Genomic DNA, 26,338 nt, shown 5'->3' on the forward strand with positions numbered 1-26,338 from the left:
TCGAAGGCACCCCAGCTTTGCCGGTGAGGCAAACCGCCTTGAGACAGAGGGATTTCCCCGCCTTTGTCGGAAAGTCGCAATTAGGGGCAATCTATTACAGAGTTTGAAGTTCTGTGGCCTTTTGCAGAGGCGTCTATGCGCCTGCGGTAAACTAAGCCTTGATTCTAGTGTCATTAGTAGAGAACACTCAGAAAGGAGCCGTTTTTCGATGTCTCATACCGTTAAAATCTATGACACCTGCATTGGATGCACCCAATGCGTTCGCGCTTGCCCAACGGACGTCCTAGAGATGGTTCCCTGGGATGGCTGTAAAGCCCAACAGATTGCCTCATCTCCTCGGACTGAAGATTGTGTAGGTTGCAAGCGGTGCGAAACTGCCTGTCCTACCGACTTTTTGAGCATCCGAGTTTATTTGAGCAATGCTGAAACGACTCGCAGCATGGGCTTGGCATACTAACAAGCTGGCTTGAAAACACTTTTTATCATTCCGATTCCAAGGCATCGAGGGGGCAAATTGCTCCCTCTTTTTTGCGGAATAAGAGCGCGATCGCCCGTAACCAATACAATGTTGTTGACCTTGACGTTCCTGGGATAGCCCAGTAGTTTTTTAGTTTAAGTGTGAACAGGAGTGTTGTGATATATGTGCGGAATCGTTGGCTATATTGGCACTCAAGCGGCGACAGAGATTTTGCTGGCAGGCTTGGAGAAACTGGAGTATCGGGGCTACGATTCTGCCGGTATCGCCACAGTCTTGGAAGGTGATATCCATTGCGTGCGGGCAAAGGGCAAACTCTACAACCTGCGCGAAAAGCTACAACGAGAAGTTAATCCGGCGACGATTGGCATCGGACACACCCGTTGGGCGACTCACGGCAAGCCAGAAGAATACAACGCCCATCCCCACACGGATACGGCGAAGCGAATCGCGGTAGTCCAAAACGGGATTATTGAAAATTATCGGGAGTTGCGAGAAGAACTCAAAGCCAAGGGACACGAGTTTCGCTCAGATACCGATACTGAGGTGATTCCTCACTTAATCGCCGAATTAATGGCACAGCAAGCGCAGCAAGCAGCGGCGACAGCTCAACCGTTTCCGTTTTTAGAGGCGGTGCGGCAGGCGGTGACGAAAACGGGGACGGATACTGAGTTAATCCCCCAGTTAATCGCCGAACTAATGGCACAGCAAGTACATAACTCGGCTTCTACACCTCAACAGTTTCCGTTTTTAGAGGCAGTGCGGCAAGCGGTAACGAAGGCGGGAACAGACACGGAGGCAATCCCCCAATTAATGGCTGAAGTGATGACACAGCAGGTACACAACTCAGCTGTGACAAGTCAGCATTCTTCCTTTTTAGAAGCGGTACGGCAGGCGGTGAATAAACTGGAGGGAGCGTTTGCGATCGCAGTTATCTGTGCTGACTATCCCGATGAATTGATTGTGGCACGGCAACAAGCTCCCCTCACCATTGGTTTCGGTCAAGGAGAGTTTTTCTGCGCCTCTGATACTCCGGCCCTGGTTCCCCACACTCGTGCCGTCCTGACGCTGGAAAATGGCGAACTGGCAAGAATGACCCCGATTGGCGTTGAGGTGTACAATTTTGCTGGCGATAGGCTAAAGAAAAGTCCCCGGACTCTGAGTTGGAATCCCGTACAGGTGGAAAAACAGGGATTCAAACACTTTATGCTCAAGGAAATTTACGAGCAACCGGGAGTCGTTCGCGCTTGTTTAGAAGCTTACCTAAACGCAGACTGGAACGCCGACTCTGGTCAATCTCCCATTAAACTGAATTTACCAGCATCACTCTACGAAAATTTAGAACACATTCAAATTCTTGCCTGCGGCACCAGTTGGCACGCCGGACTGGTGGGTAAATACCTGCTGGAACAGTTAGCGGGAATTCCCACCATCGTGCAGTATGCCTCTGAGTTTCGCTATGCACCCGCGCCTCTCACTGCCAATACGCTGACTATTGGCGTGACCCAATCTGGGGAAACAGCGGATACGCTGGCGGCTTTGGCAATGGAATCCCAGCGTCGTGCCAGTCAGCCGCCCCAGTTTCAGACGCGATTGCTGGGGATTACCAATCGTCCTGAAAGCACTTTGGGGACGATGGTGCCCCAGATTATCGAAACCCACGCCGGAATTGAAATTGGAGTGGCGGCGACTAAAACCTTTGTTGCCCAGCTGATGGCGTTTTACTGTTTGGCACTGGATTTAGCTTATCGGCGTCAGACGGTATCGGCAATTCGGTTAGAGCAAATTTTAATTGGCTTGCGGCAGTTGCCAGCGCAGATTGAACTGATTTTAGAAAGTCAGGAGCGGTATATTGAACATCTGACTCACGATTTTGCCGAAACAAAAGATTTTATCTTTTTAGGACGGGGGATTAATTTCCCGATTGCTTTGGAAGGGGCGCTGAAATTGAAAGAAATCAGCTATATCCACGCCGAAGGTTATCCCGCTGGAGAGATGAAACACGGCCCGATTGCCCTGTTAGATGCGAAAGTTCCCGTAGTAGCGATCGCCATGCCGGGGACTGTCTACGAAAAAGTCCTCTCGAATGCCCAGGAAGCGAAGGCGCGGGATTCTCGCTTGATTGGCGTGACGCCGATGAATGACCCAGAAGCAGCGGAAACATTTGATGATTTGTTGCCCGTTCCTGCTGTGGAAGAGTTGCTTTCTCCGATCCTCACAGTAATTCCGTTGCAACTGTTGGCTTATCACATTGCAGCGCTTCGCGGCTTAGATGTAGATCAGCCTCGGAATTTGGCGAAATCCGTGACAGTTGAATAACCTGTTATAACGTTTCTTAGTCTTGTGTACAACAATAAAAAAGTCGTATAACAAATAAAAAAGTCATACGGCTTTTTTGTTATTGTACACTTCAGTGAGATCTCCATACTCATGATCCATACTGCTGGCATTGCCGAATTCTTCAGAAACGGAACTTGTACGTAGATAACATCAGGTTTACTAGACAGCCGTACTGCTAGGTGTTCAGTCGTACTACGAATGTATTGTCGATCGTACATTTAGGAAATCTGATAGATAACGCTAACTGAGTGCAGTAATCCGATGAAATCAACGAACAAAATTAAATACAAGTATGCTTATGGAGCAAAAAATCAAGTTCTCTACATTGGAGACTTGCAAAGGACAGAGGTCATTAAGAACAAAGCTTTCACCTGTATTTCTTGTGGAAATACACTAATTCCTAAACTAGGAGAGATTAGACAAAAACATTTTGCCCACAAGCATATTCAAAATTGTTCACAAGAAACATACCTACATAGGTTAGGAAAACTTATTTTTGCCCAAGAATATCAATCATGTTTGAATAAAAATGAACCTTTTTATATTGAGTTAAGAATAGACAGAAGATGTAACGCTTATGAGAAACAATTGGGGAGAATATGCCAGCTAAATACTATAAACAAAACTTTTGATTTGACCAAGAGATATATAAAGCTAGATTTGGAAACTAAAAATGATGAATTTATTCCTGATATTTTACTTAGTGATATATCAGAAACCAAAAATCTATTTATTGAAATAGCAGTTACTCATAAAATTACAGATAAAAAAGCACAATCTAAATTTCAAATTATTGAAATTGCCATTGAAAGCGAAGATGATATTCTCTTTATTAAGCAACATATTATCAGGCAGAGCAATCCAAAAATTAAGCTGGTGAATTTTGAAATAAAACCAGAACAAGGGGAAATTTGCGGTCGAAATTGCTCTGAAAGTATGGGTTTATTTATGGTTTACAAAAATGGGAAAAGTATCCTGACTTGGGGATCTTTATCAAAAGCTTATTCTATACTTGAAAAACATAAAAATATAATTTCATACTATAAAATCATTAGCCCTAATAAAGTCTATTTATCAAGTTATGAGTACAAGAGAAGTTTGGTTGACGCTTACAATGCAAAAATTGCTATTAAAAACTGTTTTTTATGCCGATATCACGGAGATAGCTGGTTTTATTCTAATGAAGAAGAACCTATATTTTGCAAATTTTTGAAGATTAAATGTAATTCAAACCACGCTTCAGAGTGCCAGTATTTTCGACCCGATCCTGAGTGCTTTCCGATGCAAATTTTTGAAGATTAAATGCAATTTAAACCACGCTTCAGAGTGCCAGTATTTCTGAGCCAAACCTAAGTTTTTTCATGAAATAATAAATTTTAATTAAAATTTTACCCTTTTTGCTTATAAGTCTAATTTGGGAAAAATCCTTGTTTTGTACCTAAACTTATCAATGGCTGAACTGTTGCCTGATAAGCCAATAAGCTTTGGCTGATGTTGTAAGGCTCTAATATCTTTCTGAGTGATTGACCTGCTTTTCCCATGATTCAATTATTACAAAGCTGGTATCCTCTAAGTTAACATTTGTGCTAACAAATCTTGCGTAGTCTTGTTATCATATAGCAGTCTTTTTCGGCTGTAACCACGAACGCTAACGTGGTTCATAAAAAAATCTAAATCATATAGGACTGCTGTACTCGCATAAGGTGATAACTTCATCGAATTATGAATAGTTACAAGCAACAGGTAATTGAATTTTACAATAGTAGAACTGCCTACGATTTCGAGGAAGGGACACGCCATCTACTTGAAGCCAATCTCCTACTTGAATTTGTCCCAATTCAGAAGGGAGATAAAATTCTTGATGTTGCCACTGGGACGGGTTTAGTAGCGATTCCTGCTGCTCAGAAAGTGGGTTCCGAAGGCAATGTCATTGGCATAGATATGTCTCCAGGAATGCTCCATCAAGCTAGAGTTAAAGTTGAAGCAGCTTGTTTACAAAACATTGAGTTGATTGAGGCGGATGCAGAATCCATCAACTTTGATGAGGGGAGTTTTGATGCTATCTTTTGCTGTGAGGCGATTGTACTTTTTACTGATATTGCTGCTAGTTTGCAAAAGTGGTATCGCTTCCTGAAAACAGGAGGATTTGTGGCATTTACCTGTCCTCCCGAAACAGCTTATCAGGGAGCTATTTATCAGAATATATGCGCTAGAGTATTGGGCATATCGCTGCCACACATCCTCGAAACACTCGGTACTCCAGAAAAGTGCCGCAATTTGCTACAACAGGCAGGTTTTAGAGATATCGAAATCAAAATTGAGCCTTCTGGACGGTATCGCCATCTAAGAGATGAGGAATTATCCTGGAAGGGAATGAATTTAACTTTGAAAGGCAATCCGCTGCTGGCAAAACTATCACCGGAACAATTAGAACAGTTCCAAGTTGAGTATAGAGCAGAAATTGAGAAATTAGCGACCGATAAAGGTGTCTGGGAAGACACCACAAAATTCTTCGTTCGGGGTAGAAAATGAGCTGGTGAGTGATGAAAGGAAGACTAGGAAATCCCCTAACGCATGACTGCGGCGCTACTGCCTTTGTGCAACTGCTGACTCACCTCAAGCGCTTCCTGCCTTGCCCATTTGTCGGCGGCAATGATGTCATCGAGAGTAGGCGTTGAGCGATTTTGGGAAGAGAAGCGATCGCAAACTGATTCGATACAACGGGGAATATCTAAAAATTGAATTTTTTCTTCTAAAAATAGCGCCACTGCCTGTTCGTTCGCGGCATTCAAGACCGCAGGCATCGAACCCCCGGCACGACCCGCTGCATACGCCAATTGCATACAGGGATACTTCTCATGGTCGGGTTCCTTGAAAGTAAGATTCCCCGCTTTCACCAAATCTAGCGGTTCCCAGTCGGTATAAATTCGCTCAGGCCAGGATAACGCATAGAGTAGCGGCAAACGCATATCAGGCCAACCCAACTGAGCTAAGACTGACGTATCTTGCAACTCAATCAGGGAGTGTATAATGCTTTGAGGGTGGATGACAATCTCGATGCCATCGTAATCCATGCCAAAGAGGAAGTGCGCCTCAATCACTTCCAGCCCCTTATTCATCAACGTAGCAGAGTCAATAGTAATTTTGCGACCCATCGACCAATTGGGATGCTTCAGGGCGTCTGCAACCGTGACTGAGGCTAATTTCTCGACCGGCAAATCGCGGAAAGAACCCCCAGAAGCCGTGAGCAAAATCCGTCGCAAGCCGCCTTTGGGGACGCCTTGGAGACACTGAAAAATTGCAGAATGCTCGGAGTCCGCTGGCAACAGCTTCACGCCGTGTTTTTCTATCAGCGGCAGCACTACGGGGGCACCCGCAATCAAAGTTTCCTTATTCGCCAAAGCAATATCTTTCCCGGCTTCAATCGCGGCAATGGTCGGTAATAACCCCGCACAGCCGACAATTCCGGTGACGACCGTTTCCGCATTGCCGTAGCGGGCGACTTCCACTACCCCAGTTTCCCCACTTAACAGGATTGGTTGGGGATCGAGGTCTGCGATCGCTTCTTTCAGTTCAGACAATTTGTCTTCTTGACAGATAGCGGCTATTTCCGGTCGGAACTGCCGAATCTGTGCGGCAAGCATTGGCACGTTGCGCCCTGCTGCCAACCCCACGATTTTGAACTTTTCCGGGTTTTGAGCCACAATATCTAGCGTCTGAGTCCCGATAGAGCCAGTGGAGCCAAGGAGAGTAATCGCTTTCACAATCATTTAAGGATTCAGGGGCAATTCCACTATAAATTGCTTGGGGTTCATCCTTAACATCTCATCTGAGCGGATTGATAAAGATCGGGGTATTATTACTGACCATAAGCCCTCAATCGGTGGGCTGAGTGAGTGTCAATCAATAAGATTGGGAAGATCAACTGAGTGGGGCATCTATGCAAAAATACGCTGCAACTGTGGAAACCACTGCTGTTGAAAAAAAGGATATATGGGCGAATGGGTTCGTCTTTGCAACGGCAATGTGGTTATGCAGCCGACTCATCATTGCGATCGCAATGATGGCGATCGCGCCTGCACTTCCAAGTCCCTCAAACATAATGCCTACATCTGGCTGGGGAGTTTTTGATGGCTGGGATAGTATTCATTATCGAGCGATCGCTGTCTCTGGTTACGAATATGCGAATGACGGACAAGGACATAATGTTGCTTTTTTCCCCGTTTTCCCTTTACTCATTCGGGGAGTGATGACTCTCGGCTTGCCCTTTGAAGTCGCAGGAACGCTCGTCAATAATTTGGCATTATTAGGAGCGATCGCGCTTGTATACTTTTGGGTTGAAGAACGTCATGGTAGAAGTGCTGCACGGTGGGCAAGTGCCGTATTGGCTTGGTGTCCGTTTTCCCTCTTTGGAACCGTAATTTACACGGAAGGGCTATTTTTATTCTTCAGCACTGCGGCTTTACGCGCCTTTGATAAACGTCAATATGCCTGGTTATCCCTGTGCGGTGCATTCGCAACTGCCACCCGTCCCACCGGAATTGCCCTCATCCCCGCCTTTCTGATTGCAGCCTGGAAAGAACGCAGACCCCTCATTGCTTACGTTGCCAGTCTAGCGACTGCGGGAGGGTTGCTTCTATTTAGTTTGTATTGCTGGATTCGATTTGCCGACCCTTTAGCGTTTATTCACGCACAGCGAGGATGGCGACCTTCAGTTGGTTTCGATTGGCAGGGTTGGTGGAAAATGCTAATGCAAATTTCGATTGGTACTGCCAATTGGAAGTATGGCGGAATTAAAGATCCTTGGCATCCGCTGCTATTTTTAATCCTTGTCGGTTGTGCCTATTTGCTGTGGCGATTCCGGCAAAAATTAGGTTCGGTTAAAGTCGGATATGGCTTTTGTGTCTTATGGTTAATTTTGTGGTTACAAGCAGGCGATCCGTTAATTAATACAGTTTCCTTAGTGGGGGGTGGCTACTTGCTATGGCGCTTCCGCACTCAACTCAGTTTAGTGACCGTAATTTATGGTTTTTGTGGCTTAGGGTTAATTTTGTCCTCCGGAGGAACTTGGTCGATTGGGCGGATTGCTTACGGCATTGTGTCACTTGCGATCGCGCTTGGCTTATTACTTTCCCATCACCCGCGTTGGGGATATGCCACAATCGGCTTTTTTACCGTCTTACTTGTCCCTCTATCGATTCGATTTGCCCAACACCTTTGGGCAGGATAATAAACATAGCAAAAGTCAAAAAGAGGTGCGAAACTTTCACCCTTACAAATGCGATCGCCCAGCGATTAAGTTTCTCTAAAATGCTGCGCTTTTTGCACTATTAGAATAAAATTAACTTTCACTAAACCAAGTTTTTCAAGAACCCTGACAAGTATGCTAAATTCGCAATCAACTAATCCAATGACTTTATATAGCAATCCTAAAAATTTGCGAAATTCTATAGAGATGCGATTAATCATGCCTCTACTAAGGCGAATATTGGCGTACAACTCAAATAAAGTTGCTATATATTTTTAATTTTCATTTTAGATTATTTTTGATTAGTATTTGATTCAAAATATGGAAAATTCATTACAAAAGAAAAAGCTTCTAGCATTTAAAGTTTTTAGATATGTAATATTTTATCCCTTCGACTTACTTTTAATTTCAATTTTTTTAACGGTTAATTCCTTTTATCAGTTAACCAAAATTAAAGTAAATAATGAAAAATATATAATTAACCTTTATAAATATTTAATTAATTCACCTCCTGTAGATGAGGAAGTTAAATTTTATTTAAAAAAACTAGATTCCGGTGAAATAACACGGACATCATTAATCTTTTCATTTCTGATGATTCCTGCTGAAACTGAAAGAAAGTTATTTAAAACGAATGGAATTCTTTCCCACCATTTAGCGCGGTTAACCCTTGTCCGAGAACATCTTCCTCCTGCTAAAACGATCTTGGATCTTGGGGGTGCTGCTGGTCATCTAATAGAAGGAAGCTTACTGGCGATGGGGTATCCTTCCATTCCCGATCGAGTCCACATTATTGATTTGCCTCCTGAACAAAGAATGTTCGCTTCCGCTATCCTACCTACGAATGAAGTAACAACGCCTCAAGGCACTAAAGTAACTTATTATTATCAATCTATGACGGATTTATCTAATTTTGAAAATGAAATAATTGATCTCGTTTGGTCAGGACAGAGTATTGAACACATTACAGAAAGCGAAGCGGAAAAAGTATATATGGAGGTTCATCGTGTCCTCAAACCGGGAGGCTATTTTTGTTTAGATACTCCCAATCGAAAACTTACTCGTTTACAAGTTAGAATGGGTTTTGTTCATCCGGAACATAAAATAGAATACTGCCCAGAAGAATTAATTAACAACATCGAAAAATTTGGGTTTAAAGTCGTAGATAAAAAGGCTGTCTCCCCGATGCCTTTTAGTCTAAAAACGGGAAGATTTAGCCGTCTAGAACTGATTGATGCAGTTGGACTGAGTGAACATCCTGATGAAGGATATTCTTTTTATTTAAAGTGTCAAAAGATTTAGCGCCCAACTAAGGATATTCTTTATATTTTAAATGTCAAAGAATTCAGCGTTTCACTTTTAGTTTGGGTGGGGATTAGGACGTAAAGTATCCAGCAATCGCTAATTCTCTGCGTTCTCTGCGCGAAAAAAATCTTATGCAAGAAAAACGAATCAAGCCGAATGTCCTGTCATTAATGATTGGCGCAAGTGCCGTAATATTATTCGCGTGCAGTAGCCTACGACACTCCATGTTTCAATCGGGGGCTTATGACTTGGGAATTTATGACCAAGTGGTTTATTTAATGAGTCAGGGACAGCCGCCAATTTCTTCGATTCTTGGCTTTCATCACATGGGAAACCATGCTGCTTGGGCAGTTTATCTACTGTCTTTCCTGTACAAAATTTATCCCAATGTTCATTGGTTGTTAGTAGTACAAGCCATCGCTTTGTCTTTAGGTGCTTTACCAATGTGGCACCTAGCGCGTCAAGCGGGGTTGAAAGAATCGCAAGCAATCACAATATCAGCAGTCTACTTGCTTTACCCGCTGATTTTTAATGCAAATTTATTTGAATTCCATCCAGAAGTGATGGCGGTTCCCGCATTTTTAGCAGCGGTATGGTGTGCTAGACAAAATCGAATTGGCTGGTTTTGTGTCAGTATTATTTTTATTTTGGGGTGTAAAGCTGTTTTATCCCTTACTGTCACAGCAATGGGGATTTGGCTGCTGATGTTTGAGAAGCGGCGTTTATGTGGTGCATTTGCTCTTTCTGCTGGTATCGCTTGGTTCCTAATTGCAACTCAGCTAATTATTCCATCTTTCAGCGGTAGCGAAGTAGCTGCCGTTTCACGTTACAGCTATCTCGGTAACTCAGTTCTAGATATTGCTAGAAATCTGCTGTTTAAACCTGGGTTGATATTGGGGAGGATTTTCTCATTTCAGACATTTGAATATTTGGCACTGTTGGTTTTGCCGATAATTTGGGGACTTTCTCCCCGCCACATGACGCCTCTAATCAGTGCAATTCCCGCCTTGGTGTTAAATATTCTTTCTGACAAACCACACCAACGGGATTTACTCCACCAATATTCTTTGCCAATTTTGCCTTTTTTGATGTTGGCTGTCATTTCCAGCCTTGCCGCAAATCGAAGTTGGCTGCGAGACAAACGGGCAATAATCGTATGGTCGATAGTGGCTTTCTTAGCGTTAGGAAAGTATGGCTATTTTTGGTCGAAATATCAAAATTCTGTTGATACTTGGCAAGCAGCGCGAGAAGCGATCGCGCAAGTTCAAACGAAAGGTGGTGTGTTAACCAGCAATCGGATTACACCCCATCTAACTCACCGCCAGACAATCAATCTAGTAGACGATCTGAGTCCGCTCCCTGCGGATCTGTCTCCTTTTGAGTATATATTGCTCAATGTGCGTTACCCAGGCGGTGCTGGCGGGGCTGTTAGCCAAGAATTTGCTGCCAAGCTGGCAACTCAACTAAAAAATACCCCAGAATTTCAATTAACCTATCAACGTGATGATGTTTATTTGTTTAAGAAAAAGTCTTAATAAAAATAAATAGGATTGTAGGAGTTGAAAATGTCATATCCACAAGCACCTTGGACACTCCAGGGTTACGCGCTACAAACCCTGCATTTGATAGATGTTGAGCGATCGCGTCCCTTCATCCCTCCAGAGTTAGAAATCGTCTCAGTTTTCCCTGGCAAAACCCTAGGCGGGGTTTATCTTTCCTACTACGGATCGGGTTCCGTGCTGGAGTATAGCGAGTTAATTGTTATCCCAGCGATGGTCAAATATGAAGACAAGTTCGGCGGTTGGGTGTCCCACATCTATGTAGATAATGCCGATTCTGTTGCTGGTGGGAGAAGAATCTGGGGTTTACCGAAGGAACTTGCTGAGTTTACCTGGGAAAAAGGCGATCGCGCTGGTGTCACCGTCCGTCAAGGCGATCGATTCCTATGCAGTCTCGGCTACACAGACGCCCTATTGCCTATCTCTACATGGTGGCGACAGCCATTAATTGGAACTGCGTTTAGTAGCCAAAATTACGATTTGCTTTTCTTCAAAAGTCAGTTTGAATCTCAGCTAAAGGCAAAGAGTGGCAAGCTAGAAATCCCGGCAGAAAGCCCTTTTTCCCAGTTAAACTTAGGTCAGCCTTTACTAACTGTTTACTGCGACCAGATGAATTTAGTAGTCGGTGCGCCAGAAGCAGTAGGTACAACAGTAACAGCCAGGGAAGTTGAATTTAGCTACCCTTAAACACTAAACTTCTTGACTTCTTTTCAAACCTCCTGTAGCTTACAGGTGAAAACCTGGCTCTATAGCAATCCTAATTGAGTTGGAAACGGGTATTTGCCCTGATATAAAGACGGCAATATATCGCGTCTCTACAGGGATTCACGAATCATTTAGGATTGCTATAGGCGCTCGTGCAGACTTATTCATCAAAGCCTCCTAGCGCAGGCTTTGATTGTGTAGCGCCAGCCTTAATGCAGGCACTTTTACAAGAGGTAGGTTAACAAAAAAACCCGCTAATTGTTTAACAACATAGCGGGGGGTGTAAAGGAGGAATTCAACAGTAAATTAGTATTCTTTACTAAATGTCCGAACCTGGAGCTGCCTCGGCACCCATCGGTAGCACCGCACCGCGTAGAAAATCGATCTGATGCTGAAAGTCCATTCCTTCAATTTGCGCTAGCAAGTCTTTTCCAGCTTGGGAAAGTTCATAGTTCGGCGGCATAGGAATGATCGTACCACTATCCATTCCTTGCGCTAAAAAGTACCAAAACGCCAGTTTGGTTTCAGGACTCAGAGAACCATACTCGCGGCTAATTTGAGTATTCGCTTTAGAAGCAATGTCACGCTGAACTTGTAGTTGTTCTTCATGGGATAGTTCCTTAACTTGATTGAACAATCCCTGAGCAATATCAGAACCAGAAGCGCCTGGAGCGGCTGGTGTAATCGATTTACCCATCTTGGTGTAAACAAACCACAGCACAGCAAGCTGCTGGTCTACATCAATGCCTTGAAAAGCTTGTTTACCTTGATCGTAGGCGTTTAAAGTGCTACTCGTCATATCTTAACCCTCCGGAAAATTAATAATTGCTTTGTTTCCTCAGTTCTTTGAGGAAACTGCTTTTCACTTACTTAAAGAAAATTAACGAATAAACCGTATAAGTTTAACCCCGCTGAAGACAGATATGATCCCCATTACAAATCCATCAATAAGATGGCAAAGATGCCACAAAATTTCTAACTAAAGGAGGACGTAATCGGGAAGTCGTCAATCGCCATGTAAGTAGCCGGATGTAATAAACTTAGAGATTTTTGCAGATTGGGAAACCCCGAGAAAACTCAATACTGAAACTATTTTTCAGCATCCATTTCAAAAATTAATTGCGTTTGCTCTGAGTACATCCATCATGAATAATCTGGATGAAATTGTTACTTGTAATCCGCAAGATTTTATAAATATCACCCTGCGGATTTTTACGAGCAAACTTATTCAGAAACTTGGGATTTCATCCAGCCGAAGCAATCAAACCTTCCATCGCGTGTTGCAAATCTTTAGTCAAATCAGCCACAGCAAGTCTCGCACCGTGCCGATTTGCCTGATAGACTGGATAGCGTTCGGAAACCGAGATGGGTTGCCCTACAGTCATCTCTACCCGTTGCTTACCTAACCGAGGACGCTGGAAGGGATTGCTGCCTTTGATTCGAGTGACCATATCCCATAAAAGTAAGGTAGTCTCGGCAAACCGCTCTACGGTTGGTTTCTCCAGAACATATTGTCCAGTTACGGCTACAAAAGTTTCTACCAACCGCATATGCCATATCCGAAGGCTGGCTTCCTCAGCAATTCGATTCGCCAATCCGCGTTCTAGCGGAGAAAGCGCTTTGATATTCTTTAGGTCTTCCCGATATATATAATTCCAGCCAGCCGCCTCTAGACGACGGCAACGGTCAATCACACTTCCCTTAGATGGCAGGTTAAAATACTCCTCTGCCACTGTTAGCGCCACATTCAGTAGTGCTTGAAGTCGAATCGCCAAAGCTTCATTCGCATTGCTGGGCGATACTTCTACAGTCGGCAAAGTTTGATGATAAAACCGAGTGTAAAACTCCTCCATCAAAGAGAGTAAATGTTCGCCTAAACGACACAGCCGCTGATAGAGAGAAGCTTGGAAAGGTTGCAAATTAGCAGACGGATTTAAACTTTTACCCTGTAATTCGCCTTTCAATTCACCCTTCAACTTTCCTTCTGGCAAACCGCTCGCTACTTCCAATTCGCCTAAAAGCTTTTCTATCTCTTTCCAGGGAGCTTCGACGTAACGGTATTTAATACCCACTGGCACAATTAAAACTTGCTCCCCTCGTCCAGCCTTCTGCAAATCTTCAGCACACCAAAAGCCTAATTGGGCGATTCCGGGTTCTAGAGGGCTGATAATCTCATTGTGACCATTGGTGGCTCCTTCTGGGGAAGCGGTTATCGGAAACCGAGCGTTGGCAAACAGGTCACGAGCCGAACGCAATCCCGTCCAGTCTGCCTTACCGCGATGGATAGGGGTACCACCTAAGCGAGAATAGAGCCAGCCCATGTGCGCTCCAGCCCATAAGGGAATCCCTCGGTCGTAAAGAAAGTGGGCATGAATCGGGTGCTGTAGCGAGATACCCTTTTCTCGTGCCAGCCGCGGTACTAATTTCCAAAGCAGATAGCTCATGCACAGCGGATCTTCAACTCTGGGATGGCGAAATGCCATCATAAAGCGGATCTTCCCATCCTGAAATTGGCGATATAAATCGACTAAAATCTCAACGTTTTCTGCTTGAATTTGGGTAATCGCTGTTTGGGAACGTATGCAGCCAGGTAGCACTTGTTGGGCGGCTCGTAAAACCAGGGGGTTGAGCGCCGGTGGAATAAATTCTAGAGGAGGCTGAGCCGGACTCATTAAATCGGGCAAAGTGGTTTTCTTGTGAACTTGTGGACATTCTAGACTTAACTGAGATATCGATTATCCAATCTGTAGAGGGAACCAGCGATGCGACTGTCACAAATGTTTTTTGTCACTCTGCGGGAAGAACCGGCGGAAGCGGAAATCCCCAGCCATAAATTACTGCTCCGTGCAGGCTACATTCGTCGCATCGGGAGCGGTATCTACGCCTATTTACCCTTCATGTGGCGAGTGCTGCAAAAAATCTCTCAGATTGTGCGGGAAGAGATGAATGCGACCGGCGCACAAGAGTGTCTACTCCCGCAACTACAACCCGCTGAATTGTGGCAGCAGTCCGGGCGCTGGGATACTTATACCAAAGCGGAAGGGATCATGTTTGCCCTGACAGACCGCCGAGAGCAGGAACTGGGGCTGGGGCCGACGCATGAGGAAGTGATTACAGCGATCGCTCGTGATATGATTCGCTCCTACCGCCAGTTGCCTCTGCACCTCTACCAAATTCAAACGAAGTTTCGGGATGAAATTCGCCCCCGGTTTGGTTTAATGCGAGGACGCGAATTCATCATGAAGGATGGCTATTCGTTCCATGTCAATGAAGAAAGCTTGAAAAAAACTTTTCAGGATATGCACCATGCTTACAGCAAGATGTTAAGCCGGACTGGTTTAGCTTTCCGCGCTGTAGAAGCTGACTCAGGTGCGATTGGAGGGTCTGGTTCTCAAGAATTTATGGTGTTGGCTGAAGCTGGGGAAGATGAAGTTCTCTACACCGAAGATGGCAAGTACGCCGCCAATGTGGAAAAAGCGGTTTCTTTACCTGCTGATACCGAACCATCTCCGTTTAAGACTTACGAGAAACGGAAGACGCCGGACGCCGATACCATTGATAAACTCTGTAGATTCCTCAAGTGTTCGCCGACTCAAGTGGTGAAAAACGTCCTCTACCAGGCAGTTTATGACAACGGCATGACGGTGCTGGTGCTGATTAGTATCCGGGGCGACCAAGAAGTTAATGAGGTAAAGTTGCACAACGCTCTGGCAAAATTGGCACCGGAATACCAAGCCAAAACGGTGCTGTCTGTAGAGGTGCCAGCGGCGGCGCTTCAGCAACTGTGGGCGACAAGACCCCTTCCTTTGGGCTATATCGCTCCCGACATTGCAGACGATTACATCTGTTCGGCTAAAAATTTGGCTCCCCGATTTTTACGGATGGTCGATAAAACTGCGGTCGAGCTAAAAAACTTCGTCACAGGTTCTAACGACTTGGAATACCATGTTGTCGGTGCCAATTGGGGCGAGCAATTTAAGTTACCACAAGGAGTCGTAGATATCCGCAAGGCACGACCGGGCGATCGCGCAACTCACGATCCGGCTCAAACACTCCGTACTGCCCGTGGCATTGAAGTGGGGCACATTTTCCAGCTAGGTAACAAGTATTCTCAAGCAATGGGAGCCACTTACACCAGCGAACAAGGGGAGGAAATTCCCCTAATAATGGGTTGTTATGGTCTTGGAGTTTCGCGGTTAGCGCAGGCAGCGGTAGAACAATCTTATGACAAAGATGGAATTATCTGGCCTGTTGCGATCGCACCCTATCACGTCATCATCTCAGTTCCCAACACCAGCGATGCCCAACAAGTGGAAGTTGCTGAAAAACTATACACCCAGTTGAATCAAGCGGGAATCGAAACTCTTTTAGATGATCGCGATGAACGAGCGGGAGTAAAGTTCAAAGATGCCGATTTAATCGGGATACCCTATCGCATCGTAACCGGGCGATCGCTCAATAGCGGTAAAGTGGAAGTTGTCGAACGGGCGACTCGCAAATCTCAGGAAATTCCTGTGGAGGAAGTCGCGACCACTTTAAAGCAGCGGATTGATGCTGCTTTAAATCAATAACAATTCACCCCAAAGGCACAAAGACACGAGGTTCTCATTCTGTGTCTTTGTGCCTTTACGCTTCAAAAAACCCTTGGATGATATTTGATGCCAATGCGCTTTTATAACTCCTAAAAACTTTGCGTCTGTGCGCGTGAATTTAGAAAATCGCGTCATTGTGCGCCAGAAAATTTAAGCGAGAACTATGGAATTTATAGCAATTTTTCTATCTGGTTTGCTTGCTCTCGTTTCCCCCGCAAATTTAGCCATCGACCGCATCGCTGAAAATGCCATTCGTTCCCAGTTTGATAAAGTGGAGCAGTTGCAAGTCCGCGTTGACAATGCTCCAAATTTCCAAATTGTGCAAGGAAAAGTTGAGCGAGTGCGGATTGGTGGGCGAGGGTTGTGGGTAACGCCAGAATTCCGGATTGCAGCGCTGGAAGTGGAAACCGATCCCATTAACCTGGATGTGGCGCGTCTCCGGCAGAAGCGAGTGCGACCGACCGAATTGTTGAAGGAACCTTTACAAGCTGGGGTGCGTTTGGTGATTACCCAGCAAGATATTAATCAAGCTTTACAGTCACCCGCCGTTAGCGCTCAATTGCGTAAGCTGGGAAGCCGCATTCTTGGCAGCAACGCTGATATGCTGGTTCAGCGCTATGAGTTTGTCAATCCTCAAGTGGAATTTCTGGGAGATAACCGGCTGCGTTTCCAGTTGGAATTGCAGGAGCCGGGAAATGCAGATAAACTGGTTGTCTCGGTGGAATCAGGGCTAGGTATCGTGTCTGAGCATCAGTTGCAATTGATCGAGCCAAATGTCTTGGTCAATGGGATGCCAGTGCCACCCCTCCTGGTTGCCTCCTTCGTGTCCGGTCTCAATAGCCGCTTGGATCTACGCACCTTGGAAGATAGAGGGATTGCTGCCCGACTCCTAAAATTAGATTTAAATCAGGAACAACTAGAGTTAGCTGCATTTGTGAGGGTAGAAAAGCCAGACACAGCTTCCGCATCTACGCCGCGTTAGAATTATCCGGAGCAGCGCTCGTCTTCACTGTATTCCTCAACAAAACCTCCTCACCAGCATCCAAATAAATTTTAAGGAGGGAAATTGATATGAAAATTCAACAACCAGGCCGTCGAATCGGGATTGGCATCGCCGTTAGTGTTTTGGCGATGGCTTTGGCGGCTTGTAGCCCAGGGGAACAACAGGCAGCAAATACAGACTCTTCACCAACACCGTCAGTTTCTACGGCTATCCAACCGACTACTTCGCCTCAGGCGTCTGTGCAGCCATCTGTGCAACCCTCTGTGCAGCCGTCCGCTCAGCAACTATCTAGTCAGAAGACGGTTCAAGTCTACTGGCTCAAGAGTAGTGGTAGCAAGATTGAGGTGGTGCCCGCTCCGGTCAAAATACAGGCAGGAGTTAAGTCTGAGAACATTCTAGAAGGTGCGTTCAATCGTTTGTTGGCAGGCCCGAACGATCCGGCTTACAGCAGCACGATTCCCAAGGGAACGCAGCTACGAAATCTGGATGTTCGGGAGGATGGTGTTCACGTAGATTTGTCCCAAGAATTTACTGCTGGTGGCGGTAGTGCCTCGATGACAGGTCGCGTGGCGCAAATCCTCTATACAGCCACCAGTATCAATCCCAATACCAATGTTTGGATTGATGTAGAGGGAAAAAGGTTGGAAGTTTTGGGCGGTGAAGGGTTGGAACTCAATCAGCCTCTGACTCGCCAAAACTTTGAGAAAAATTTTGATTTATAGGGCTTTGTTTACTTTCTCGCGCTTAAGCTAAAGTCACGGAAGTGACGGGCTTGCTGTTCAATCCGAGCGGCAAGGCGATCGCAAACTAAGTTACATAATTCAAAAATCAACTCATCTTCCACTTTGTAATAAGCCGATGTCCCTTCGCTGCGGCGACTCAGGATACCGGCTTGCAGCATCACTTTTAGATGCTTAGAAACGTTAGCCTGACTGGTTTGTGTTGCCTCAACCAATTCTTGTACGCATTTCTCGTCGTCGCGCAGGAAGTTCAAAATCCGCAACCGCATTGGTTCGCTCAAGATGCTGAAATACTCTGCAAGTTGTTGTACAACTTCTGGTGGTACAGACAAAGCTTGTCGCATGAGACTAACCAGAAATGATAGTTCATCCTGATTATATATGATGTTTTTTGGTTAATAACTATTTAGTAATTGTTAAATTTCTTTTGTTGATTAATATTGTAAATCGGGTAACTTTAGATACGATTTCTTAAAGGAAACTTCGTAGAATTAAATAATGGAAATATGCGTATTTAGCAAAATTAATCGATATTTCCATTATTTAGAAGGAATTTTTTAGACAATTAAATTATACAAAAAAGCTTACTCCAAAAATAGAAAAATTTTGGGAATAAACTTTTTGGACGATTCATGGCAGATGCCTCCGCGCAACGTTTACAAACGCTAAAGTTATTCGGGGTTAATCCGCATCAGCGGTTGACCATACTCAACAGGTTCGCCGTTTTGAACCAAAACTTCTATCACCGTACCGGACACCTCGGCTTCAATTTCATTCATCAGCTTCATTGCCTCAATGATGCAGACGGTTTGTCCGGTACGGATGCGATCGCCCACTTCCACAAATGGAGAATCATCCGGTGAGGGAGCGCGATAAAACGTCCCCACCATCGGTGATTTGACATCTTCGAGTCTTCTATCAATGGGAGAACCAGCAGTGGTCGGCGGGGCAGTTCGTGGCACCGCCTCTAAGTTCGGGCTGGACGGCATGGACGGAGATGCCTGGGAGGGGGGAGCCGAGACTTCGGGACTCCCACTCCCTGCCAGGGCGGGTGGCAAGACCGGCAAACCTCCGCGCGGATCTTTCCGCACGGTGAGTTCAAAATCAGCGCTTTTGAGTGTCAACTCTGTAATATCGGTTTGCGCGATCGCTGCCAGCAGTTCACGGAGATCGTTGAAGTCTATGGACATGAGAAAAAGGATGTCAGTAGTCAGGGATTAATTGTTGCTTGGTAGAGACAAGGGTAAATCTCGTCTCAAGGTCAGTGTCAGTTGTTGGTTGTTGGTTGTTTCTTCTGTACCGCTGACCCCTGACCACTGACTAAAAACTTTTGCATTATTCTCGACCCAGGTAGGTATCGGTACGGGTATCAATCTTGATCCGCTCTCCGACCGTGATAAACAGGGGAACCATCACCTGGGCACCTGTTTCCACGATTGCGGGTTTCGAGCCGCCAGTGGCGGTATCGCCTTTGAGACCGGGATCGGTTTGCGTCACTTCCAGCACTACGGAGTTGGGCAGTTCCACTTCCATGATCTGCTCGCCCCAGCTGATGACGTTCACCTCCATTCCTTCCTTAAGGTACTTTACGCGATCGCCAATCTGAACCGCATTCAGGCTTGCTTCTTCATAGGTTTCCATGTCCATAAACACGAACTGGTCGCCTTCTTTGTAGGTATGCTGCATCGTGCGCTTTTCCAGATTTGCCTGGGGCACCGTTTCTGCGGCTCGGAAGGTTCGTTCCACAACGGAGCCTGACTGCACATTTTTTAGCTTAGTGCGGACAAACGCAGCTCCTTTCCCTGGCTTAACGTGGAGAAATTCTACTACCCGCCACACAGCTCCATCTAATTCAATGGTGACGCCAGTTCTAAAGTCGTTACTCGAAATCATGAATCTTTATCTAGGGGAGAACAATCGGCACCTCATTTTACCGCGAGCGGAGGTTCTTCCTATTACTCGTAGATCGATCGGCTGCGTCTAATGTCGCTGGGTCGGGACACCCGTGTGGCAAGATTAAAAATGGAGTTTTTGGTAAGCGTGAAAGCTTCAACCGCAGTCGGGAAAGCAGCATGCAGGAATTAATTTATGCTTGATTCAAACCGTTCCACGCTCGATTGGTTCAAACGCTTGGCTTTAACAGGCGTCTTAGTAGTGCTGATGATGACACTCTCAGCAGGACTCAGCGCTGCTTGGTGGGATTCTGGCAAAACTGCCCGTGATAGTGGATTGCCATCGGGAAATGCCATCACAGATGGTAAAGCTTTGTTACGGTATGCCCTACCCATCGACAATCAAGCAGTGCGGGAAATGCAAGCCGATTTAGAAGATATTTCCATACAACTGCGAAGTAAGCGTTGGAGTGCGATCGCCAGCGATGTTAGCAAGGCATCTCGAATTTTAAGCGATCGCTCCTCCGACTTGCTCGCGGGCGTCTCTCCGTCGCAAAAATCTCAAGCAGAAGCCCTAATTGTGAAGATGGAAGAACAATTCGGGAAGCTTCGAGAAACCGTGGAAGCCAAAGATAAAGACCAAACTCAGGCGGAACGGGGCAACGTTCTCGATCTCGTGGGTCAACTAGAAGAGCTAATGGTGCCGGGATTCCCCTTCGAGGTGCCCTCAGCGTACAGTAATCTGCCTCAACTCAAGGGACGCGCCACTATAGAAATGACAACTGAGAAAGGCCCCCTGACCCTAGTAGTAGACGGTTACAGTGCGCCCGTAACTGCGGGTAACTTTGTAGATTTAGTCCAGCGTGGTTTCTATGACGGGCTAGAATTCGTCCGCGCCGAAGACTCCTACGTGCTGCAAGTGGGAGATCCTCCCGGCCCAGATCAGGGGTTTATTGACCCAGAAACCGGCAAATACCGGGCGGTTCCGTTAGAAGTGCTGGCGAGAGGGGACAAAGAACCCACCTATGGCATCACCTTAGAAGACGCCGGGCGTTACCTCGACCTACCCGTGCTTCCTTTCTCAGCTTATGGTGCCTTAGCAATGGCTCGTCCCGAAACAGAACCCAACGGAGGTTCTTCTCAGTTCTTTTTCTTCCTGTTTGAGCCAGAACTAACCCCAGCCGGTCGTAACCTGTTGGATGGGAGATATTCAGTTTTTGGCTATTTAACCAAGGGCAAAGAAGTTCTGGAAAAACTAGATGCGGGCGACAAAATTGTCTCCGCTAAGGTAATCCAGGGTGCGGAGAATTTAGTTCCGCCGCAAACCGCATAAACATCACACGACGATAAAGAGCTATTAATAGGGTGGGTGGGACGGCAATGCCAGCATTGCGCGATCGCCCACCCTCTCTGCTATAAAATTAGGAAATTTATGGCAATTATTGAGGTAATTTTTGTCATCACTGTCAGTGTGATGGCGGGTTTTTTGGTTTACAGTACCTCCCAGCAACGACAGCAGCAGATGCAACTAGAAAATGCTTTTTATCAATTGCTGGAAGCTCAAAATAGTTGTATTTCGCTCATTCAATTGACAGCAGCAGCAAGAGTAGATGTCCCATTAGCGAAGGAATACCTGGATCGTCAGGTGCAGATGTTTGGGGTGCTGCCAGAAGTAGATGCTGATGGAGATACCTTTTACCGCTTTCCTAAGCTGAAGCGGGATTCTGCTTCAGATAGAAATTAGCGTGAAGTGAGGAAATAGAGCGATAGCGAAGCGCTGACTTGTCAGTTCGCGTTTTTTTGTGGAGTAGATGAGGAGCAATTTGATTCCCTTTGCTCTCTTATTTTCTGGCAAATCCGCTTTAAGTTTTTGCACCTCTATAGTAATCCTATTAGCGTTGTCAGATGCTTGCGGTTTGGATACCCGGCTTCTCCCTCGAAGTCGGGTATTTTGCCTTCAGGAGCAATAATGGTAGGTGTAACTCCAGACGAATTCTAGTATCAGCAACTAGACAACGAGGGCTAGAAGCGTTATCCACTTTCTAGCCCTCATTTTCATGTTCACTCAGTCTTTATGAACGTAAATCTTCTCTAAAACCTAGCTAGCTTTGCGGCTTCGACGGCGACGAATTGTCATCAACGATCCAGCTACCAATCCCAAGCCAGCAAGCGTGGCTGGTTCAGGAACTTTTTGTTCTCTAGCCATTACTTTAAAGTCTGGGCCATTGTAACTCGCGTCTGCTGTCACTCGGATACCTGCTAGAGAAGTAATTCCCAATTGCGCTAGGCTAACTCCCCAAGAACCAACCTCTTGACTTCCACTAATTTCCATTGTGTCAATGCTATAGCCTGCGGAAAATTGAGCGGTTCGCTTGAGTTTTAGAAAATTACCAATGAGGTTGCCAGCTTTATCAATTGCTTGAATACCTAAATCGCTGTTCTTGCCCCGTTCCCAGAAAAAGAGGTTGTCTAATCCTGTCTTATCTGCACGAACTAGGTTATTGAAGAAAAGGTTGATACTAATGGAACCATTATCCTCAGTATCAATAATGTTGTTGAGGTTTTGGTTGCCCAGATAAGTAGCAATATCAGTATTGGTTGGGTTTTTAATTCCAGATACTTCAACACCGTTTGGTTTGCTAGCTTTATCGCCTCTATCTGTGCTAGCAGCTCCCGTATTATTGTTGTAGCCACCGGCTTCTGGATTGGCAGTTTCTCCCTTCTTGCCAGTGAGACTAATAGCAGTATTGGAGATTATTTTAGCCTCTTTAACCAGATTAAAACTATCAATTGTGACTTTATTCTGGGTAATCGACTGAAGCCAAATATCTGCCTCGGAGTTACTTTTTTGGCTAACGTTGGTTTGGAAGCTTGCAGCTTGCGCTGAACTAGAAATCGTGAAGGCTGTTCCAACGGCTAAGCATAGAAAAGTTGATGTACGCTGAAAATTCATTCTTTTAATCCTCTGGTAGGTGCTCATGTAGAAACGTTGTTGAAAGGTATTAGTTGAAGGTTTTCAGTGACAGATTCTCCCAATCCACAGCAACTCGTTAAGCCAAACTTTAGCGATGTAGGTTTAAGCTAAAACTTTAGTCATTTAGCTAAAGTTTTGCTTTTCTGCTATTTCATCTAAATTAAACTGCCAACTTTCTCAAATAATTTAGTTCTTTTAGCTAAATCCTTGATAAATCGGCACTATTTCATCCTAAGAGTAAAGATTAATTAAGTCATCCTTGAAGCTACGGAAATTAAAATTAGAATGCTTCTTGCTGTGCGTAAAATTTCGGATACCTTGAAAATGTTGTTAGAGATACAGAAGTTTTATTAAAAGGAATTACGTATAAAAGTAAGACTTTAGATAGATAGCGATCGCACTTTCAAAAGCTAGAATTACGCACTCAAGTAAAAACTTGCAGATAATGATGAAATTACTGAGAAAAAATTACTCAGACGCATTAGAAATTAACCATCATTTAAGTAAAAGATGGATGAATATCCCGTTGAAGTTACGGAAGTGTCAAAAAAATGCTCGTTTCTTATGCGTGAGAGTTCGGAGATTTAGAGCGATCGCACTTTTCCCACCCGGCAATCTTGCAACCAATTCCGAACTGCCTGACCAATGATGCCATTACTGCTATCGCGCGGCGGTGTAGCGGGTCGTCCTCCCGGAGAAGGGCCAGTACGGGAAAACATGAGTGCTAGGCTCCAACCACTGTCAGTTTGAGCCAGAAATAGCCAGTGATACTGCTGTAATTCAATTGCCTTGCCAGCTGTATATTGTCGCTCCAAGGTGGTAATGAATAGCTGCTTGGGGGCTGCGGCCAGTTCGGCTGGAGTGGTTGGGGTATATTGACCGGGACCCAAGCTAAGCGGCTCAAATTCCGGGCGTCCAGCGATAATCACCGAACTAGAAGAAATATCAACTTTTCTGCTGCGGCGTCGAGCACGTTGATTGACCCGATTCGCATAACTGGGTAAATCCCGCAGGAGTAGAAGTGTGAGGTTTTCTAAATTATTGGGGCAAGCAGAAAGCTGCCGGGGCAGAGAAACCCTGTTACTGTTGAGTGCAGGGGCGGACTTTCCTTGTCCCGGTTGAGTGCTGAATGCAGCGAACAGCGAACAGCCAGAAATCAGAAGTAACCGCCTAACTTCTAACAACTGACGCTTTCGACCTGAGTTCATGAAACCCCTGTTAGCTCGTCACAAATTCTTGCCCAAGCCGCAACAGGGTCAGAGGCGGCGGTAATCGGACGTCCAATTACCAAGTAATCAGCGCCTGCTTGGAAAGCTTGGGTGGGGGTGAGCGATCGCTTCTGATCTCCCGCTTCTGCCCAAGAGGGGCGCACACCCGGACACACCAGCAGAAAATCATCGCCGCAAGTCTGCCGCAGCTGGTCTGCCTCTTGGGGGGAACAAACCGCCCCAGCCAGCCCCGCTTCTTTGGCTAGCAGCGCCATCTGTAAGGCATACTCTGGCAGTTCTAGCGGTATTTTTAGCTCAAAGGCTAGCTGGCGCGAGGTGAGACTGGTCAGCAGCGTAATCGCAATTAAATTGGGGGGTGTCACCCCTACCTCCTGTGCGCCCTCCTGTGCCGCTGCTACTGCCCCCTGCAAGGCAACGCGACCGGCAGTTGCATGAATTGTCACTAAATCCACCCCGTAGCGGGCAGCGGCGCGGCAAGCCCCAACAACCGTGTTGGGGATATCGTGAAACTTCAGATCCAGAAAAATTCGCTTTTGCCGAGCTTTGAGCGCCGTTAAGATTTCCGGCCCACTGCTGACAAATAGCTCTAACCCCACCTTCCAGAATGATACTTGGGGCAATTGATCGACGAGCGCGATCGCGGCTTCCTTTGTCGGCACATCCAGCGGCACGATGATGCGCTCTGTGAGTGACTTAGGGGATTTTAGGCGAGTAGGATTTGGGTTCACGGGTAGGAGTAAGGCTGAAAAAATCGACTTGGCAACCAGAGTGAATTTTTCAATTCACTCGCTCACCTTAGCTTACAAGGCGGACAAATCGCTTTTTCCCCACACTCAGGATGCGTCCGGCTAGTTGTTCGGGCGTGTCAAAGACGAGATCGATCGTGTCAACGCGATCGCCATCTAGTCGCACGCCACCCTCTTGTATTCGCTGTCGTGCTTCCGAACTACTTTTACACAGACCGCTAGCACTGACAATGTAGAAAAACTTAGCCGGAAATTGCACGCTCGAAAGCGAAAATTCCGGTACATCGTCAGTTTTTCCCTTCCTTGCTTCCTCAGCTGCTTGCTGACCGTGGTACTGCTTCACAATCTCGAACGCAAGTTCTTGCTGGCGATCGCGCGGAGTTTCTGGCAGCCGATCCAAAGGCAGATCCGTCAGGAGTTCAAAATACTGCTCCAACAGCTCATCTGGAATCTTTTCCAGCTTCTGATACATCGGAGTCGAGCGTTCCGATAGCCCCACATAATTGCCCAGAGACTTCGACATTTTCTGGACGCCATCTGTCCCGATCAAAATCGGCATCAACACCCCAAACTGAGGCTTCTGACCAAAATGCCGCTGTAAATCTCGCCCTACGGCAATATTAAATTTCTGATCGGTTCCTCCCAACTCCACATCCGCTTCTACCGCCACAGAATCATAACCCTGCATTAATGGGTAGAGAAACTCATGCAGATAAATCGGATTTTCTTGTTCAAAACGGAGAGCAAACCCCTCCTTCGCCAGCATCTGTCCCACCGTCATTGTGGCGAGTAATTCCTGAATTTTTGCCAAATCCAGTTTGCCAAGCCACTCGGAGTTGTAACGAATTTCCAACCGTCCCGGCGTATCGAAATCCAGGATTGGACGCACCTGATCCAGATACGTCTGGGAATTTTGAGCCACTTCCTCCGCCGTCAGCTGGCGGCGTACCTCAGACTTCCCCGTTGGATCGCCAATCCGAGCCGTAAAATCCCCCAGAATTAGAACAGCCGTGTGACCAGCATCCTGAAGCGATCGCAACTTTCGCATGGGGATAGTATGACCGAGATGAATCTCTGCACCTGTCGGATCGATCCCATACTTCACCCGCAAAGGTCGGTCAGTCTGCGCTAACCGTTGAGCCAAATTCTCCGCCGGGTCAGAAGAATCAGGCTGATTGGGAAAAATTTCGCTGACGCCGCGATAGAGCCAACTGAGGGCTTCTGGAGGCGTTTTTGCCGATGATACACTAGCGGTCATGCTTTGCCAAAACTCAATCGGGTATGGTAACTAATCACTATATTTGTATTTAATGCAAGTTCAAGGCAAATCAGATTAGTATAATTTGCAAAAATTGTTAAAATCTCCATGCCCGATTTCAAAATTTTAGGAACAGGCTGCACTTATGATGCTATAGCAGATCAGTTTCCTCCCCGGTCTAACCTCCCGATCGCATTCCCGGACAGATTTTAAAATCGTCCCTCCGGCTGCCCCTGGAAAGTCTTTGTAATTTCAATCAGCAAAGCCCTATC

General features: G+C 45.9%; 23 protein-coding genes. 13 read left to right on the top strand and 10 right to left on the bottom strand.

Features of this window, described 5'->3' with window-relative positions; translation table 11 throughout:
- The first annotated feature begins 208 nt into the window (after window positions 1–208).
- The 4 genes from psaC to NC997_RS07040 all read left to right on the top strand — a co-directional run bounded on the left by psaC (window position 209) and on the right by NC997_RS07040 (window position 5,347).
- Window positions 209–457 (top strand): photosystem I iron-sulfur center protein PsaC, encoded by a 249-nt coding sequence (gene psaC / locus NC997_RS07025; protein WP_089128523.1) that lies wholly within the window; start codon window positions 209–211, stop codon window positions 455–457.
- 183 nt (window positions 458–640) lie between these two features.
- Window positions 641–2,794 (top strand): glutamine--fructose-6-phosphate transaminase (isomerizing), encoded by a 2,154-nt coding sequence (gene glmS / locus NC997_RS07030; RefSeq protein WP_242031513.1) that lies wholly within the window; start codon window positions 641–643, stop codon window positions 2,792–2,794.
- A 282-nt stretch (window positions 2,795–3,076) separates the two neighbouring features.
- Window positions 3,077–4,117: a competence protein CoiA family protein gene (locus NC997_RS07035; protein ID WP_190530181.1), complete on the top strand. Its 1,041-nt coding sequence runs from the start codon at window positions 3,077–3,079 to the stop codon at window positions 4,115–4,117.
- Window positions 4,118–4,537: 420 nt separating this feature from the next.
- On the top strand, window positions 4,538–5,347 hold the full coding sequence (locus NC997_RS07040; protein ID WP_190530183.1) for a methyltransferase domain-containing protein: 810 nt from the start codon (window positions 4,538–4,540) through the stop codon (window positions 5,345–5,347).
- Window positions 5,348–5,382: 35 nt separating this feature from the next.
- Here the strand turns inward: NC997_RS07040 and dxr are convergent, their stop codons facing one another.
- Window positions 5,383–6,579, bottom strand: a complete 1,197-nt coding sequence (gene dxr, locus NC997_RS07045; protein WP_190530439.1) for a 1-deoxy-D-xylulose-5-phosphate reductoisomerase — start codon at window positions 6,577–6,579, stop codon at window positions 5,383–5,385.
- A gap of 176 nt (window positions 6,580–6,755) precedes the next feature.
- On the opposite strand from dxr, the gene NC997_RS07050 reads away from it, so the two are divergent.
- The 4 genes from NC997_RS07050 to NC997_RS07065 all read left to right on the top strand — a co-directional run bounded on the left by NC997_RS07050 (window position 6,756) and on the right by NC997_RS07065 (window position 11,614).
- Window positions 6,756–8,045: a mannosyltransferase family protein gene (locus tag NC997_RS07050; protein WP_199306316.1), complete on the top strand. Its 1,290-nt coding sequence runs from the start codon at window positions 6,756–6,758 to the stop codon at window positions 8,043–8,045.
- A gap of 339 nt (window positions 8,046–8,384) precedes the next feature.
- The gene (locus tag NC997_RS07055; RefSeq protein WP_190530185.1) at window positions 8,385–9,365 is read left to right on the top strand and encodes a methyltransferase domain-containing protein; all 981 of its coding nucleotides are present in this window, start codon (window positions 8,385–8,387) and stop codon (window positions 9,363–9,365) included.
- A gap of 134 nt (window positions 9,366–9,499) precedes the next feature.
- Complete coding sequence (locus tag NC997_RS07060) at window positions 9,500–10,903, top strand: DUF2079 domain-containing protein (RefSeq protein WP_190530187.1); 1,404 nt, start codon at window positions 9,500–9,502, stop codon at window positions 10,901–10,903.
- Window positions 10,904–10,933: 30 nt separating this feature from the next.
- Window positions 10,934–11,614 carry an acetoacetate decarboxylase family protein gene (locus tag NC997_RS07065; protein WP_190530188.1) on the top strand — a complete coding sequence of 227 codons (681 nt, stop codon included), beginning with the start codon at window positions 10,934–10,936 and terminating at the stop codon, window positions 11,612–11,614.
- A gap of 337 nt (window positions 11,615–11,951) precedes the next feature.
- Here the strand turns inward: NC997_RS07065 and NC997_RS07070 are convergent, their stop codons facing one another.
- Window positions 11,952–12,431 (bottom strand): orange carotenoid protein N-terminal domain-containing protein, encoded by a 480-nt coding sequence (locus NC997_RS07070; protein WP_190530190.1) that lies wholly within the window; start codon window positions 12,429–12,431, stop codon window positions 11,952–11,954.
- 445 nt (window positions 12,432–12,876) lie between these two features.
- Window positions 12,877–14,316, bottom strand: coding sequence for a 1-acyl-sn-glycerol-3-phosphate acyltransferase (locus NC997_RS07075; RefSeq protein WP_190530191.1), 1,440 nt, complete (start codon window positions 14,314–14,316; stop codon window positions 12,877–12,879).
- A 78-nt stretch (window positions 14,317–14,394) separates the two neighbouring features.
- Between NC997_RS07075 and proS the strand changes: the two genes are divergently transcribed.
- The 3 genes from proS (at window position 14,395) to NC997_RS07090 (ending at window position 17,949) form a co-directional block, all read left to right on the top strand.
- Window positions 14,395–16,203 (top strand): proline--tRNA ligase, encoded by a 1,809-nt coding sequence (gene proS, locus NC997_RS07080; protein ID WP_190530193.1) that lies wholly within the window; start codon window positions 14,395–14,397, stop codon window positions 16,201–16,203.
- A 184-nt stretch (window positions 16,204–16,387) separates the two neighbouring features.
- Window positions 16,388–17,206, top strand: coding sequence for a DUF2993 domain-containing protein (locus NC997_RS07085; RefSeq protein ID WP_190530195.1), 819 nt, complete (start codon window positions 16,388–16,390; stop codon window positions 17,204–17,206).
- A gap of 89 nt (window positions 17,207–17,295) precedes the next feature.
- Entirely contained in the window at window positions 17,296–17,949 is a 654-nt protein-coding gene (locus NC997_RS07090) for a GerMN domain-containing protein (protein WP_190410536.1), read from the top strand.
- An 8-nt stretch (window positions 17,950–17,957) separates the two neighbouring features.
- Here NC997_RS07090 and NC997_RS07095 read toward each other — a convergent pair whose 3' ends face one another.
- The 3 genes from NC997_RS07095 to efp all read right to left on the bottom strand — a co-directional run bounded on the left by NC997_RS07095 (window position 17,958) and on the right by efp (window position 19,860).
- Entirely contained in the window at window positions 17,958–18,311 is a 354-nt protein-coding gene (locus tag NC997_RS07095; protein ID WP_190410537.1) for a metalloregulator ArsR/SmtB family transcription factor, read from the bottom strand.
- 327 nt (window positions 18,312–18,638) lie between these two features.
- Window positions 18,639–19,157 carry an acetyl-CoA carboxylase biotin carboxyl carrier protein gene (gene accB / locus NC997_RS07100; protein ID WP_190410538.1) on the bottom strand — a complete coding sequence of 173 codons (519 nt, stop codon included), beginning with the start codon at window positions 19,155–19,157 and terminating at the stop codon, window positions 18,639–18,641.
- A gap of 145 nt (window positions 19,158–19,302) precedes the next feature.
- A complete protein-coding gene (gene efp, locus NC997_RS07105) occupies window positions 19,303–19,860 on the bottom strand; it encodes an elongation factor P (RefSeq protein WP_190410539.1) in 558 nt (185 codons plus the stop codon).
- 195 nt (window positions 19,861–20,055) lie between these two features.
- Here efp and NC997_RS07110 point away from each other — a divergent pair, with 195 nt between their 5' ends.
- Both NC997_RS07110 and NC997_RS07115 read left to right on the top strand, forming a co-directional pair.
- The gene (locus NC997_RS07110) at window positions 20,056–21,192 is read left to right on the top strand and encodes a peptidylprolyl isomerase (RefSeq protein WP_190530196.1); all 1,137 of its coding nucleotides are present in this window, start codon (window positions 20,056–20,058) and stop codon (window positions 21,190–21,192) included.
- Window positions 21,193–21,291: 99 nt separating this feature from the next.
- Complete coding sequence (locus tag NC997_RS07115) at window positions 21,292–21,603, top strand: hypothetical protein (protein ID WP_190530198.1); 312 nt, start codon at window positions 21,292–21,294, stop codon at window positions 21,601–21,603.
- Window positions 21,604–21,957: 354 nt separating this feature from the next.
- Here the strand turns inward: NC997_RS07115 and NC997_RS07120 are convergent, their stop codons facing one another.
- From NC997_RS07120 to tyrS, 4 genes are all read right to left on the bottom strand, one after another.
- Entirely contained in the window at window positions 21,958–22,812 is an 855-nt protein-coding gene (locus tag NC997_RS07120; RefSeq protein ID WP_190530200.1) for an exosortase-dependent surface protein XDP2, read from the bottom strand.
- 605 nt (window positions 22,813–23,417) lie between these two features.
- Window positions 23,418–24,041 carry a hypothetical protein gene (locus NC997_RS07125; RefSeq protein ID WP_199306317.1) on the bottom strand — a complete coding sequence of 208 codons (624 nt, stop codon included), beginning with the start codon at window positions 24,039–24,041 and terminating at the stop codon, window positions 23,418–23,420.
- Window positions 24,038–24,790: an orotidine-5'-phosphate decarboxylase gene (gene pyrF, locus NC997_RS07130; RefSeq protein ID WP_190530202.1), complete on the bottom strand. Its 753-nt coding sequence runs from the start codon at window positions 24,788–24,790 to the stop codon at window positions 24,038–24,040. The genes NC997_RS07125 and pyrF overlap by 4 nt, the downstream gene beginning before the upstream one ends.
- Window positions 24,791–24,857: 67 nt before the next feature.
- Window positions 24,858–26,066, bottom strand: a complete 1,209-nt coding sequence (gene tyrS, locus NC997_RS07135; RefSeq protein ID WP_190530204.1) for a tyrosine--tRNA ligase — start codon at window positions 26,064–26,066, stop codon at window positions 24,858–24,860.
- Window positions 26,067–26,338 lie beyond the last annotated feature (272 nt).

The sequence above is a fragment of the Trichocoleus sp. DQ-A2 genome (genome assembly GCF_039961915.1).
GTDB lineage: Bacteria > Cyanobacteriota > Cyanobacteriia > Cyanobacteriales > FACHB-T130 > FACHB-T130.

Excerpts from the sequence above, each read along its gene's own strand:
- psaC (WP_089128523.1), top strand. The coding sequence starts at position 209 with ATGTCTCATACCGTTAAAATCTATGACACCTGCATTGGATGCACCCAA.
- glmS (WP_242031513.1), top strand. The coding sequence starts at position 641 with ATGTGCGGAATCGTTGGCTATATTGGCACTCAAGCGGCGACAGAGATT.
- NC997_RS07035 (WP_190530181.1), top strand. The coding sequence starts at position 3,077 with ATGAAATCAACGAACAAAATTAAATACAAGTATGCTTATGGAGCAAAA.
- NC997_RS07040 (WP_190530183.1), top strand. The coding sequence starts at position 4,538 with ATGAATAGTTACAAGCAACAGGTAATTGAATTTTACAATAGTAGAACT.
- NC997_RS07050 (WP_199306316.1), top strand. The coding sequence starts at position 6,756 with ATGCAAAAATACGCTGCAACTGTGGAAACCACTGCTGTTGAAAAAAAG.
- NC997_RS07055 (WP_190530185.1), top strand. The coding sequence starts at position 8,385 with ATGGAAAATTCATTACAAAAGAAAAAGCTTCTAGCATTTAAAGTTTTT.
- NC997_RS07060 (WP_190530187.1), top strand. The coding sequence starts at position 9,500 with ATGCAAGAAAAACGAATCAAGCCGAATGTCCTGTCATTAATGATTGGC.
- NC997_RS07065 (WP_190530188.1), top strand. The coding sequence starts at position 10,934 with ATGTCATATCCACAAGCACCTTGGACACTCCAGGGTTACGCGCTACAA.
- NC997_RS07070 (WP_190530190.1), bottom strand. The coding sequence starts at position 12,431 with ATGACGAGTAGCACTTTAAACGCCTACGATCAAGGTAAACAAGCTTTT.
- proS (WP_190530193.1), top strand. The coding sequence starts at position 14,395 with ATGCGACTGTCACAAATGTTTTTTGTCACTCTGCGGGAAGAACCGGCG.
- NC997_RS07085 (WP_190530195.1), top strand. The coding sequence starts at position 16,388 with ATGGAATTTATAGCAATTTTTCTATCTGGTTTGCTTGCTCTCGTTTCC.
- NC997_RS07090 (WP_190410536.1), top strand. The coding sequence starts at position 17,296 with ATGAAAATTCAACAACCAGGCCGTCGAATCGGGATTGGCATCGCCGTT.
- NC997_RS07095 (WP_190410537.1), bottom strand. The coding sequence starts at position 18,311 with ATGCGACAAGCTTTGTCTGTACCACCAGAAGTTGTACAACAACTTGCA.
- accB (WP_190410538.1), bottom strand. The coding sequence starts at position 19,157 with ATGTCCATAGACTTCAACGATCTCCGTGAACTGCTGGCAGCGATCGCG.
- efp (WP_190410539.1), bottom strand. The coding sequence starts at position 19,860 with ATGATTTCGAGTAACGACTTTAGAACTGGCGTCACCATTGAATTAGAT.
- NC997_RS07110 (WP_190530196.1), top strand. The coding sequence starts at position 20,056 with ATGCTTGATTCAAACCGTTCCACGCTCGATTGGTTCAAACGCTTGGCT.
- NC997_RS07115 (WP_190530198.1), top strand. The coding sequence starts at position 21,292 with ATGGCAATTATTGAGGTAATTTTTGTCATCACTGTCAGTGTGATGGCG.
- NC997_RS07120 (WP_190530200.1), bottom strand. The coding sequence starts at position 22,812 with ATGAATTTTCAGCGTACATCAACTTTTCTATGCTTAGCCGTTGGAACA.
- NC997_RS07125 (WP_199306317.1), bottom strand. The coding sequence starts at position 24,041 with ATGAACTCAGGTCGAAAGCGTCAGTTGTTAGAAGTTAGGCGGTTACTT.
- tyrS (WP_190530204.1), bottom strand. The coding sequence starts at position 26,066 with ATGACCGCTAGTGTATCATCGGCAAAAACGCCTCCAGAAGCCCTCAGT.